8 protein-coding genes are annotated in these 12,955 nt (G+C 58.9%); 5 read left to right on the top strand and 3 right to left on the bottom strand.

All coding sequences use genetic code 11. The features are described 5' to 3' along the window. Positions 1 to 15 precede the first annotated feature (15 nt). The 3 genes from bcsG to bcsE are packed head-to-tail and all read right to left on the bottom strand — an operon-like array spanning position 16 to position 3,402. The gene (gene bcsG, locus EGO56_RS18625) at positions 16 to 1,680 is read right to left on the bottom strand and encodes a cellulose biosynthesis protein BcsG (RefSeq protein WP_135910479.1); all 1,665 of its coding nucleotides are present in this window, start codon (positions 1,678 to 1,680) and stop codon (positions 16 to 18) included. After that, complete coding sequence (gene bcsF, locus EGO56_RS18620) at positions 1,670 to 1,867, bottom strand: cellulose biosynthesis protein BcsF (protein ID WP_013359650.1); 198 nt, start codon at positions 1,865 to 1,867, stop codon at positions 1,670 to 1,672. The genes bcsG and bcsF overlap by 11 nt, the downstream gene beginning before the upstream one ends. Next, positions 1,864 to 3,402, bottom strand: coding sequence for a cellulose biosynthesis protein BcsE (gene bcsE, locus EGO56_RS18615; protein WP_135910478.1), 1,539 nt, complete (start codon positions 3,400 to 3,402; stop codon positions 1,864 to 1,866). Before bcsE ends, bcsF begins: the two co-directional genes overlap by 4 nt. Before the next feature lie 203 nt (positions 3,403 to 3,605). Between bcsE and bcsR the strand changes: the two genes are divergently transcribed. Genes bcsR through bcsC form a run of 5 tightly spaced genes read left to right on the top strand, consistent with a single transcriptional unit; the run spans position 3,606 to position 12,889 of the window. Next, complete coding sequence (gene bcsR / locus EGO56_RS18610) at positions 3,606 to 3,803, top strand: cellulose biosynthesis protein BcsR (protein ID WP_033734787.1); 198 nt, start codon at positions 3,606 to 3,608, stop codon at positions 3,801 to 3,803. Further along, positions 3,803 to 4,534 (top strand): cellulose biosynthesis protein BcsQ, encoded by a 732-nt coding sequence (gene bcsQ, locus EGO56_RS18605; protein ID WP_135910477.1) that lies wholly within the window; start codon positions 3,803 to 3,805, stop codon positions 4,532 to 4,534. Before bcsR ends, bcsQ begins: the two co-directional genes overlap by 1 nt. Beyond that, a complete protein-coding gene (bcsA, locus tag EGO56_RS18600; RefSeq protein WP_135910476.1) occupies positions 4,531 to 7,131 on the top strand; it encodes a UDP-forming cellulose synthase catalytic subunit in 2,601 nt (866 codons plus the stop codon). Before bcsQ ends, bcsA begins: the two co-directional genes overlap by 4 nt. A gap of 9 nt (positions 7,132 to 7,140) precedes the next feature. Further along, positions 7,141 to 9,429 (top strand): cellulose biosynthesis cyclic di-GMP-binding regulatory protein BcsB, encoded by a 2,289-nt coding sequence (bcsB, locus tag EGO56_RS18595; RefSeq protein WP_135910475.1) that lies wholly within the window; start codon positions 7,141 to 7,143, stop codon positions 9,427 to 9,429. Then, positions 9,422 to 12,889 carry a cellulose synthase complex outer membrane protein BcsC gene (bcsC, locus tag EGO56_RS18590; protein WP_135910474.1) on the top strand — a complete coding sequence of 1,156 codons (3,468 nt, stop codon included), beginning with the start codon at positions 9,422 to 9,424 and terminating at the stop codon, positions 12,887 to 12,889. The genes bcsB and bcsC overlap by 8 nt, the downstream gene beginning before the upstream one ends. Positions 12,890 to 12,955: the final 66 nt, after the last annotated feature.

Raw genomic sequence — 12,955 nt, 5'->3', positions numbered from 1 at the left:
TCCGGCAATAATGCGTTACTGCGGATAGGGCACCCAGTCGCCGCCGTTGAGCCTGATCCAGGGCTTGCCCTGATACATCATCACCACCGCCCCGTCGTTTTCCGACACCACCGGTGTCTGCGGCAGTTTGTCGGTCAATACCGACATATTCACATTCGGCGCATTAAATACCTGTCCGTCCACCACCCGCGACATAATTTCTGAAATCGCCAGCAGGCTGGTCGGTGCATCAATATTGAGGGATTGTCCCTGATGCGGGGCCTTCATGCCGACAAACTTAATCCCCACAGGCACATGCGTAATGGCAGGGCTGGGAATATCCCGCAGGCCTGACATCTGCATCTTATCGCCCTCAAGTGCGGCGCCATGCTCCGGCACCACCAGCACCATCACCCGGCGGCCCGACTTCTCCAGCTGGGTGAGGAAGGCGTCGATTTGATCAAACAGCAGCTGAGCGCGCGGCTTCCACGGGGCAGTCTGGGTGCTGCCCAGCTCACGGGTACCGTCGTGCAGCGGGATCAGGTTGTAGAAGGTGGCGCTGCGTGCATCGCTGCTCTTGCTGCGATCGTCAAGCCAGCGCTGCAACAGCTGGGCATCGTTAAGCACCGGCGAGCCGTCGAATGAGGTCAGCTCCGGGGCAATACCCGCCTGCGACATCAGCGGTGCCTGAATATCGCCACCCTCGCGCAGTTCCTTGAGATAGTTACCGAACACGCCGGTGTGATCCATCATCAGCTGCTCTTTAAAGCCCAGCTTCGCCAGATTATCGAACAGATAACAGCGTGAATCGGTGGGTTTGTAGAGTTCGCTGTGCGAAGTCTGACCGCAGCTGGCACGCAGCAGACGGATCCCCGCCGGTCCGCTGTAGCTGGTGGCGGAGTTATAGTTGGTCAGCATGATGTCAAAGTGCTGCCACAGCGGATGATTACGCAGCTGGGAGGCATCCATGTCGGACCAGGCGAGTGAACAGATGTTGATCACCAGGATGTCGAACGGCTGCGAATCGGCCGGCAGGCTGTCAGGGAAATGGGTGACGCGCTTGCGCTCACTCTCATAAAAACGGCTGAGCCAGGCGGTCAGGCTGGCGCTGGTGGGCGCGGCTGACTGATCGAGCCCATCCGGCACGGCCGCCGCCTGGCTGGCAGCAGCCGGTGTCTGATTCAGCACCACCTGCGGGGTCGTCGCGCGGGTCGGCAGCAGCGACATCGCCGGACCCGCAATGGTCAGCACGTTGAGCCAGATCAGCATCAATGAAACCAGCACGGTGATGCGAACCCACTGCGAAATAAACAGATAGAGCACCAGCAGAACAAACAGGGCACCCACCATTTGCCAGTTGATAAAACGGTCAGCCAGATCAAGCAGGTACGCACCCGAGAAGCCCGCCAGCTGATCGCCCTGGCTGAGAATGCTGCTGAGTCCCGGCAGCCAGGTATCATGCCAGAACAGCGCGAAGCCAACCGGGATCGAGACCCAGTGGCGCAGGCGATGCAGGCGAACCGACGGCAGCGGGAAAAGCAGCCAGGCGAGAAACACCAGATTGCTCAGGGCATGAAAGTTGAGGTAGCCGTACCACAGCAGGGCGAATTTGACTAAAAAGTAGAAGTTCCAGCCGCCCAGTCCGCGCCAGCAGGACCACAACCGGGAAGAGTGGGCCGCAGCGGGTTGATCATTTTTCATTAATTTTTGCATCCGTTTTTGGAGATTGACGCTGCCAGTGACCTTCAGACTTCAGCGCGCGAGCAGGCAACAGCCGATTCAGCAGGCCGTTCCAGCGACGCGGCAGCCACTGATGCCAGACCGGCTTTAAAATCAGCAAGATAACAACGATCAGCAGCGCAATCTGTACCCAATCCATCAGGTTCATCGGGATTCATTCTCCGGCAGTAAAGTGATGGGCAGGGGGGCTGAGCGTTCCTGCGTTTCGTGATGGCGCTCAACGGCGGCACGTGTTGTCTCTGATACCGGCGTCAGATCCTGAATCGCCATGGGCGTCAGTTTCTTAATATTGCTGACTTCCGCAAAAATCTGATTATCCTCGAACCAGACCATTCGGTTTGCAAACAGCTCGTCGTGAGGCAGTGAAAATATATATTTCAATGCTTTATCAAGATCGTTATAGCGGCAGGAGGAGAGAAACAGAATGACGCGATCTTCCAGTACCGTGACCAGATCGCCAAAGCGGCGCGGCTTACAAAGTGTCAGGATCTGCTGCGGTTTAAGCTGTGGCACCGGCCGCAACGCCACCAGCAGGCCCTTATCATTTTCCGGCAGCAAAGTATTACTGATCAACTGGCTGACCGACTGGCAGAAGGCGTCAAGCCGCAGGTAGCCTTTTTCATGCAGAGGCTGCAACGATGCGGTTAACGCCTCAAGACTGGCGGGAACGCGACGGTTAAACACCTGTCCCTGAACGCCTTCCAGCGTGGTCAGAAACCGCGACATGGGCGCGTTGGTCGGCACAATAACGTTTACCCCGCAGGCCAGCAGCAGACGCTCGTCGCTGTAACGCAGGCTGGCACCCATCTCGCGCACCACAATTTTCAGGCCGTTGCCGCGTCCGCGTCGCAGGCTGTGTACAAACTTCGCCAGTTCGTTGATCAGGTCGCTTCGGGTCAGGCTGAAAATAACCGTTGCGGCATTGGCCTGTTGAGCCCGTAACCAGACCTGCTCATTATCATCAAAGAGTTGCCACTGGCGTGAAAGTGGCGGTGCACCCTCAAGCACGATTTTGTCCGCAAGATAATGCTGCTCGTCATTAAGGCTCAGCGGTTCCTGATTTTCATTTAACGTAAAGAAACGATCTTCTTCACAGCCCAGGCGTATTGCACGATCGGCCAGCAGGCGTTCTGCGGCATACCACCAGTTAATTCGATACTGCCAGCTATCCTGCTGAAAACCCAAATGCGCCACGCCATCCAGCTGACGAAAATAACGCTGAAGATTATTACTCAGGTTTATTATAGTGGAACCGGACGTCACGATTAACAGCGTGAGTTTTCTTTTATGCAGCGTGTGGCGCATACCCTTTATCCACCGCGTTAATTCGGCGTCATCGAGCTTATCCCATTGCGCTGCGCTGCTGTTAAATATCACCAGGCCATTTTTACTGCCGAACGTGCGCAGAAAATCACTTTCCAGCTGCAACAGACTTCGTTTGCTTTTGGGAAGAGAAAACAGCGGGATACGGTCAGGACCGCCGACCGGGTCGGGCGTCAGTAAATCACGCGGCGGCTGATCAGCGCTGATTAGCGTGACGGCCTGCTGATGTGAAATCACCTGTCGAATAAAAGTGCGGGCGTCATCCTGCCGTGCACAAGTGACCCAATAACAGCCAGGGGTTTGCAATGCCGTTAATTCAGGCTGAACATGCAACAGCCCTAGCGAAAAAGAATTTTTCATATTGAATTCGTTATTTTTCCAGTCCAGGCTAGCTTATTATAGACAGGCCTGGATGTAACCTGAGAAATTTGAACATTGCTAATGACAGGCTGACTCACAATGTTCTGCAAATGCCGCGTTTCAGGAAATTTTTTTTCAATGCCCTTTTTTGCGCGCAGACGGTCATTCTGAGTCTGACATTGTTTTATTTTTGGCGAAAAGTAATGAAAAACCAAAATCTTTATACCCCTGTCGCCACTGCCGGCGATCGTCAGGATGATATTAGCGCTTTGCGTGACGCCTTTTCTTTGCACTCTTTTCGCTATGTCGACATTGCACGTGAAGAGCGCCTGAAAGAGATCGTGTCGCGCTGGCCGCTGTTAGCGGAAACGCTCCCCAGCCAGCCTGAGCAATCTGACTGATGCCGCTGATAGCGCTTCAGGGCGTGCGGGGCGGCATTGGCACAACCTCTCTTTGTGCCGGACTCGGCTGGGCGCTCGCCACCCTCGGCGAGCGGGTCTTGCTGATCGATGGCTCGCCGATCAGTCAGCTCGGCGTGCATTTTAATCTGCCCGCTCAGCAGGAGAGTGGCTGGATGCAGGCGCTGTGCGATGACGGGGAGTGGCAGCATGCCGCGCTTCGCTATCCCAATGGACCTGATTTGCTTCCACATGGTGTGCTCTCTCATCAGCATGCGTTGACTATTGCCCACCAGAATGAGGCGGTAGCCGCGCCGCTGCTCCAGGCATTGCCGGACCTGCAGGCGCGCTATCAGTGGATTATTTTCGATCTGCCCGCCGATCCCCTGCCGTGGCACGAAACGCTCTTTCCGGCACTGGACGGTATACTGTGCGTCACTCAGCCAGATGCGAATTGTCATCTACGTCTGAGCCAGCGCCATTTTCCGGCACGTACCCGCTTTATCATCAATCAGTTCAATGCCAACAGCCGTCTGCAGCAGGACCTCCATCAGCTCTGGATGGCTTCGCTGACAGAGCTGATACCATTGCTGATCCACCGCGATGAGGCGCTGGCTGAAGCGCTGATGATGAAGCAGCCGGTTGGTGAATATCGGCCACATGCGTTAGTCAGCGAAGAGATCGTCACGCTGGCAAACTGGCTGCTGCTCAATCTGAATGGGGTGAGGTCGTGAACCCGTTGCGCTGGCTGTTGACTGCTCCCGCCTGGCAATCACTGCACAGCGGCTATACCACCGCGCGAGGCAATGGCGCTTCCCGCTTCGCCAGTGCACTTCACCTGTTCTGGTCTGTTCTGGGGCTGATGCTGCTCCGTTTCGAAAGCCCGGCCTGGCAGCGTGTTATTCAGCAGCGCCGCCGCCTTTACCCGCACATTTCTCCGGAGCGTCCGCGTCCGCTGGATATTTTGCGTTATCTGATTCAGACACTCTGGCTGATTGTGATCCGGCTACCGGGTGCGGGCGGGCGCGACGGCGTTAACCGCCTGAGCGTGCTGACTGGCTGGCGGCACCACGGTTATCGCTGGCTGGATAATCTTGTCGCCCGCTCGCAAACCCACAGCATTGATACGCGTCTTGAACAGCGGCTGAAGCGCCTGTCACCGCTGATGCGGCGCAGCCTTTTCGTCGTCGTTGCCCTCTTTGCCTCACTGCTGGCACTGCTCTGTATCAGTCAGCCCTTTGGTCTGATGACCCAGTTTATTTTTGTCGTACTGCTCTGGGGGCTGGCGATGCTGGTACGGCGCATACCGGGGCGTTTTCCCACGATGATGCTCATCGTGCTGTCGCTGACCGTGTCGTGCCGCTACCTCTGGTGGCGCTATACCTCGACGCTGAACTGGGACGATCCGCTGAGCCTGATCTTTGGTCTGCTACTGATTGCAGCAGAGACCTATGCCTGGGTGGTGCTGGTGCTGGGCTATTTCCAGACGCTCTGGCCGCTTAATCGCCAGCCGGTTTCTATGCCGGCGGATCGTTCGCAGTGGCCATCGGTGGACCTGCTGGTGCCGACCTATAACGAACCGCTCAGCGTTGTCAGACCGACGCTCTATGCTGCGCTGGGCATCGACTGGCCGAAAGACCGCCTGACTATCTATCTGCTCGACGACGGCAACCGGCCGGAATTTCGCGACTTTGCTGCCAGCGTGGGCATCAACTATGTCGTGCGTCCCTCTAACGAACATGCCAAGGCGGGCAACATCAACCACGCGCTGAAAAAGTACTGCCGCAGCGACTTCGTCTCGATTTTTGACTGCGACCATGTGCCGACACGCTCATTTTTACAGATGGCCATGGGCTGGTTTATCAAGGATCCGCGGCTGGCGATGCTGCAGACGCCGCATCACTTCTTTTCGCCCGATCCGTTTGAGCGCAATCTCGGGCGGTTTCGCCGTACGCCTAATGAGGGGTCGCTGTTTTACGGGCTGGTGCAGGACGGTAATGATACCTGGGACGCCACCTTCTTCTGCGGCTCCTGCGCCATTCTGCGTCGCACCGCGCTGGAAGAGATTGGCGGTATTGCCGTCGAAACCGTGACTGAAGATGCCCATACCTCGCTGCGTCTGCACCGGCGTGGCTACACCTCGGCCTACATCCGCATTCCTCAGGCGGCCGGACTGGCAACCGAAAGCCTGTCAGCGCATATCGGGCAGCGTATCCGCTGGGCACGCGGCATGGTGCAGATTTTCCGCCTGGACAACCCGCTGTTTGGTAAAGGGCTGAAGTGGGTGCAGCGGCTCTGTTATGCCAACGCCATGCTGCACTTCCTGTCCGGCATTCCACGGCTGGTCTTCCTGCTGGCACCGCTAGCATTTTTACTCTGCCACGCCTACATCATCTACGCGCCTGCGCTGGCGATCGCGATTTATGTTTTACCTCACATGCTGCATACCAGCCTCACCAACTCGCGTATCCAGGGGCGCTGGCGTCACTCTTTCTGGAGCGAAGTCTACGAGACGGTGTTGGCCTGGTATATCGCCCGCCCGACCACCGTGGCGTTGTTCAATCCCCACAAAGGCAAGTTTAACGTTACCGCCAAAGGCGGACTGGTTGAGGAGCAGCATCTGGACTGGGTGATCACCAAGCCCTATATGCTGCTGGTGCTGCTCAATCTGGCGGGTGTGCTGATGGCGTTCTGGCGCATACAGCATGGCCCGGCAAACGAGATACTGACGGTATGCGTAAGCCTGATTTGGGTGATTTACAACATGATTATTCTCGGTGGCGCGGTGGCGGTGTCGGTTGAAGCTCGACAGATCCGCGAGGCGCATCGGGTAGAGATTGCCATGCCCGCCGCCATCGCACGCGAAGATGGTCATATGCTGCCCTGTACGCTGCGTGACTACTCTGACGGCGGTGTGGGGCTGGAGATGCGCGAACCGGATGCGCTGCGGGAGGATGAAAAAGTCTGGCTGCTGCTGCGTCGTGGACAGCAGGAGTTCAGCTTTCCGTGCCAGGTTCAGCGTGTCTTTGGCCGTCGGGCGGGTGTCCGTCTGCATCAGCTGACCACCCAGCAACATATTGATTTTATCCAGTGCACCTTCGCCCGTGCTGATACCTGGGCACTGTGGCAGGACGGTTTTCCGGAGGATAAGCCAGTGCAGAGTCTGGCCGACATCATGATCCTCGGCTTTAAAGGTTATCTGCGCCTGGCGGAATATGGCCCGCCGCAGTTACGTCGGTTGTTTAACCTGCTTACCGCTGGGGTAAGCTGGCTGGCTTCGCTGTTGCCGCAAGGCATCGGACGCGTGCCCGCTTCAAAAAATCTGCATTGAGTTGATGATATGACGACAACAGGAATAAACAGGTGGGTCGCTGCGCTGCTGCTGGGCTCGGCAACGCTGAGCAGTGCCGTGGCGCAGGAGAGTGCACCGGTCATGGCTACCGGAGAAACGGCGGTGCAATCGTTGCCGCAGCAGCCTGCCGCGCCGCTGCGTAGCAGTCAGCTGAGCTTTGCTAAGCTGGCGCCGCCGCCGGGCAGCATGACGCTGAGCGGAACGCGCCCCAGCGGGCAGATCGAGTTCGGGGTGCGCAGTGATGAGGTAGTGACACGTGCGCTGCTTAATCTCAGCTACCGGCCGTCGCCTGCGCTGCTGCCCACGCTGTCGCAGCTGAAAGTCTATCTCAATGATGAGCTGGTGAGCCTGATTACCCTGACGCCGGAACAAATTGGCAAACAGAATCAGATGCAGCTGGCGATCGATCCCCGTTTTATCACCGACTTTAACCGCGTTCGCTTTGAGCTGGTCGGTCACTACGCCAACATCTGTGAAAATCCGGCCAACAGCACCATCTGGCTCGATATCGGCAAAGAGAGCGGTCTGGCTCTGACGCTACAAAAGCTGCCGCTGAAAAATGACCTGTCTCATTTCCCGGAGCCCTTTCTTGATACGCGTGACACGCGACCGCTGACCCTGCCGATGGTGTTTGCTGCCCGGCCAGACGTTAACCAGCAGCGTGCCGCCGCGATCCTGGCCTCCTGGTTCGGCAGCAAAGCCGCCTGGCGCGGACAGCATTTTCCGGTGCTCTACAATCAGCTGCCGCAACAGCAGCATGCGGTGGTGTTTGCCACCAACGATGCACGCCCGGATTTCCTGAAAAATTTGCCGCCGGTGATGAAGCCGACCGTGGCGATGGTAAGCCAGCCTGACAGTCCTTATGAAAAAATGCTGCTAATCCTGGGACGCAACGACGACGATCTGCTGACGGCGGTGCAGGGGATTGCGCAGGGTGAGCTGCTGTTACGCGGCGACAGCGCCACCGTCGACCGTGTCACACTGCTGGCACCGCGTCAGCCCTATGATGCGCCAAACTGGGTGCGGACCGATCGCCGCACCACTTTTGCAGAGCTGACGCAGTATGAAAACCAGTTACAGTCTGACGGTCTGCAGCCCAACCCGATCAGCCTGACGCTGAACCTGCCGCCCGATCTCTTCCTGGTACGGGCGCGCGGTATCGATATGGATCTGAGCTATCGCTATACCTCGCCTGTCCACCCGGATGGCTCACGGCTGGCCGTTAACCTGAATAATCAGTTTATTCAGGACTACCCGCTGGTGCCGAAAAATACCGCCGGGCAGCAACTGCTGCATATTCCGCTGATTCAGGGAATGATGGACAAGAATCATGAGCTGCTGATCCCGGCGCTGCGGCTGGGCGTGGTAAACCAGCTGCGCTTTGATTTTGACTATGCCAACACTTTTATGGGTGGCACCGCCGACGGGCGTTGTGAAACCGTGACGCCGGTAGGACATCATGTGGTGGTGGACGACAGTTCCAGCATCGACTTCTCTGGCTATCGCCACTACATCGAAATGCCCTCATTGCAGAGCTGGGCGAATGCGGGCTTCCCGTTCAGTCGCTACGCCGATCTGGCCCAGACGCTGGTGTTGGTCCAGCCCAATCCCGATGCACAACAGGTCAGTACGCTACTGAATGCGTTGGGAAATATGGGCGCGCAGACCGGCTATCCGGCGCTGCGCGTGCAGCTTACCGATGACTGGAGTACGGCGAAAAAGCAGGATGCGGATCTGCTGATGATCGGCGACATCCCCAAAGATCTTCAGGATGACCGTCGGATCACAGCGCTGGTCGATGCCACCGCTAGCTGGCTGAAAACCCCGGCGCGCAAGGTTTCTCAGCCTGTTCAGCCGCTGAGCGAGGCTGAAAGAGCAGCGGAAAGCACCACGGCCATTGGGTCACGCGGCCCGCTGGCGACCGTGATCGGTTTCCAGTCTCCGTTTTACGATCAGCGCAGTGTCGTCGCGCTGCTCGCCGATGGCAGTCCGCGCAGCTGGCAGCTGCTTGATGAGGCGCTGGCTGACAGCGGCAAACGCCAGGCGATCTCAGGCTCTACGGCGATTATCCGTGAGTCGGGCGTCAACAGCCTGCGCGTCGGAGAGACTTACTTTGTCGGCCATCTGCCGTGGTGGGAGCGTCTCTGGTCGCTGCTCTCTTCCCATCCCTTCTGGCTGGCACTCTGTGCGCTCTTTGTGGTGGTGCTGTTCGCGCTGATGACATGGCGTCTGATGCGAATTATTACCCGTCGTCGTTTACTGGATGAAGATGAATAACGCTCAGTTATTGCGGACAGGCATGCTGCTCGGCGCACTGAGTGCGCTGCCGGGCATGGCCGTCGCCGCTGACGGATCGGAAGTCTCGCCGGTCGACTGGCTGCTGACCCAGGTCCGTACCGGCGAGTCGACCAACAAATACGATCTGGTACAGCAGTCGCTCTATCGGCTGGAGAAAATCGATCCCGATAATCCCCAGGTGCTGGCGGCACGTCTGCGGCTGGCACTGCACCAGGGCGATATCGCCAGCGCGCAGTTGCTGCTGGATCAACTGAAAAAGGTTGCACCTGATTCGGCAGAGACGCGCGAATCAGCTGTCGGCCTGGCGCTGACCTCATCCGATGGACGGCAGCAACTGCAGCAGGCGCGTCTGCTTGCCACCTCGGGGCGACTGACCGAGGCGAAAAGCGCTTATGACGCGCTGTTTAACGGCGTCTTCCCCGATCCCAATACTGCCCTGGAGTACTGGCGGCTGCTGGCGCGCCTTCCCGGCCAGGAGGGGGTGGCTTATCAGCAGCTTCAGGCACTGGAACAGCGCTATCCGGGCAATATCGGGGTTGAGCTACAAATTGCACGCATGGCGTTTAATCAGCAGCAGCCAGAAAAGGCGATAGCGCAGCTGAAAAAGCTGGCAAACAGCAACGGCGGGCGTGCCGCTGCCGCCGACCTCTGGCTGCAGCAGATCACCAGTCAGCCGATCAGCGACAGCAGCGTGGCGCAGCTTAAAGCCTATCTGGCCGTCTTCACTGAGGGCGATGCGTACCAGCAGGGCGCAGAGGCGCTCGCGAAGCAGCAGACGACGCTGGCCGATCCCGCTTATCGGGAAAGGATGCGGGCGCTGGCGCTGGTCGACGCAGGCGATGTGAATAACGCGATGACGACCCTTAACCGGACGCTGAAAGCGAATCCCGAAGATGCTGAATTAATGGGCGCGATGGGACAGACCCAGGCCCGCGCCGGCCATCGTGATGCCGCCATTCTCTGGCTGGAACGCGCCATCAAAGCGGGTCAGCAGAGCACGCTGATCGGCAAATGGCAGTCGCTGTTGCAGAGCAATCGCTACTGGCTGGCGATTGAGCAGGGCGATAAAGCGCTGGCACAGCACGATATTGATGCTGCCGAAAAGCACTATCTCGCGGCGCAAACGTATGACAGCAGCGACAGTTATGCCCTGATTGGCCTGGGCGATGTGGCGATGGCCCGCAAAGAGACGGCGGCGGCTGAACAGTTCTGGCAGCGCGCGCGACGGCTGGATGGCACGAATATCACCGCGGTACGTCGGCTGGCGGGGCTGTATCAGACGGTGTCGCCCGCCCGCGAGATGGAATTCATCAATACCTTACCTGCTGCACAGCAGCGCGCACTGGCCGACACGATCCGGACGCTGCGCAGCGACAGCCTGCGTGCGGAAGCGGATGCCCTGGCGCAGCAGGCACGCTGGTCGCAGGCCGCAGAGAAATATCGTCAGGCGCGCGAGCTGTCACCGGATGACGTCTGGCTCAGTTACCGGCTGGCGGGTGCACTGCGTAACAGCGGAGTCGGACAGCAGGCGGATGCGGTAATGCGCGCACTGCCGCAGCAGCATCCTCAGGACGCCACCGCGCTTTATGCGACCGCACTCTGGTTCTCAGGCAACGATAACAACAGCGAGGCGATGGCCACGCTGCATCGGCTGCCCGACGCGCAGTGGAGCAGCGATATGCGCGAACTGGCTGACCGCCTGAAGCAGGATCAGATCTTTGCCCAGGCTGAGGCGCTGCGCGCCACCGGGCAGGAGCAGGCAGCGGTGACGCTGCTTGAGCAGCAGCCGGTTTCTACCCGGCGCGACCTGATGCTGGCCGACTGGGCGCTGGAGCGCGGTGAAGCGCAGCAGGCGCTGGCGGAATATCAGCAGGTGCTGTCGCGCCTGCCGGATAACGGCGATGCGGCGCTGGGACGAATCGAAGCGCTGGTTTCCCTGCAGCGCAACAGCGAAGCCCGACAGGCCCTGGCGCAACTGCCGCCCGTACAGGCGAGTGTCAATGCGGATCGCCGTGTTGCGCTGGCGTGGCAGGCGGTGGGTGAAACCACGCGGGCTGCTGCGCAGTTTACCGATCTGAAACAGCGCGCCGCCGCGCTGCCGCCTTCGCAGGATAAGGCGCTGGTGTTTCGTGATGCGGCACGGCTGGAGGGCGCACAGCAGCAGCCTGAACAGGCGCTGGCAGACTATCGTCAGGCGATGACGGCCAGCGGTATCGATAGCAATGGCAATATCAGCCGCGCAACCCGCAACGATCCCCAGGATGACTGGCTGAAGCGCAGCCTGCGCAGCGACACGGCCGATCTCTACCGTCAGCAGCAGACCACGCTGACGGTGCAGCAGGACTATTCACGCAACAGCGGCACCGGCGGCATCTCTGATTTTACGGCGCACACCACCATGCTGCAGGCGGAACATCCGTTTGCCGATGGCCGGGGCTTTTTCCGTCTTGATCGGGTGGATGTCTCCGCAGGCACCTTTACCACCCAAAACGGCAACATCAACGCTCTGTTTGGCAGCTGTGACGATGCGAATTCCGGCGGCTGCAGTCGTCAGACCCGCCAGCGCGATGAGGGTACGGCGCTGGCCGCTGGCTGGCATAACGCAACCTGGTCAGCCGATCTCGGTACCACGCCGCTGGGTTTTGAAGTCACGAACTGGACCGGCGGGCTGAGCTGGAAAACCGATGTGAAACAGCTCGGCGTCACACTTACCGCCTCACGCAGGCCGATAGCCAGTTCGCTACTCTCCTATGCCGGGACGCGCGATCCCGCCGCCAATGGCGGCAAAAGCTGGGGTGGCGTGGTGGCCACGGGCGGCAGCATCGGGCTGAGTTACGATCAGGGCGGGGCGCATGGCGTCTGGGGCGACATCAGTGCGCATCAGATCACCGGTAAGAATGTTGCGGATAACAGCCGCGAACGGCTGATGGGCGGCTACTACTACAAGCTCATCAACAGCGACAACCGCCGTGCGACCGTCGGGCTGAACAGCATGCTCTGGCACTATCAGAAGGATCTCAGCGATTACACCTTCGGCCAGGGCGGTTACTATAGTCCGCAGCAGTATCTCTCTTTTTCCGTGCCGGTGACCTGGCGGCAGCGGACAGAGAACTGGTCGTTTGACCTGGGCGGCTCCGTCTCCTGGTCCCATTCGAAAACCAGTGCGCAGCAGCGCTATCCGGTTAATCCGGGTTATACCCTGGCCAGTAATCCGTCTTCTGCCAGCAGTTCCGGCGGCGGTACGGGCTATACGCTGCAGGCAGTGATTGAGCGACGGCTGACGTCAAGCTGGTTTATTGGTGCGGGTGTCGATATTCAGCAGGCGAAGGATTACACCCCGAGTCATGGTCTGCTCTATGTGCGCTATGCTGCCGGCGGCTGGGAAGGCGATCTCGATATGCCGCCACAGCCGCTGATCCCTTACGCAGATTTTAAATAACACGGAACGGGAAAAAGCAGGACTTTTCAGACGGTAAAAAAGTCAGTTTATGGGATATACTGGCGG

Origin of the sequence: Pantoea vagans (assembly GCF_004792415.1) — a bacterium.
GTDB classification, from domain to species: Bacteria; Pseudomonadota; Gammaproteobacteria; order Enterobacterales; family Enterobacteriaceae; genus Pantoea; species Pantoea vagans.
This window is presented reverse-complemented; position numbering and strand designations above follow the sequence as displayed.

Coding starts and splice junctions, on each gene's coding strand:
- bcsG (WP_135910479.1), bottom strand. CDS start 1,680: ATGAAAAATGATCAACCCGCTGCGGCCCACTCTTCCCGGTTGTGGTCC.
- bcsF (WP_013359650.1), bottom strand. CDS start 1,867: ATGAACCTGATGGATTGGGTACAGATTGCGCTGCTGATCGTTGTTATC.
- bcsE (WP_135910478.1), bottom strand. CDS start 3,402: ATGAAAAATTCTTTTTCGCTAGGGCTGTTGCATGTTCAGCCTGAATTA.
- bcsR (WP_033734787.1), top strand. CDS start 3,606: ATGAAAAACCAAAATCTTTATACCCCTGTCGCCACTGCCGGCGATCGT.
- bcsQ (WP_135910477.1), top strand. CDS start 3,803: ATGCCGCTGATAGCGCTTCAGGGCGTGCGGGGCGGCATTGGCACAACC.
- bcsB (WP_135910475.1), top strand. CDS start 7,141: ATGACGACAACAGGAATAAACAGGTGGGTCGCTGCGCTGCTGCTGGGC.
- bcsC (WP_135910474.1), top strand. CDS start 9,422: ATGAATAACGCTCAGTTATTGCGGACAGGCATGCTGCTCGGCGCACTG.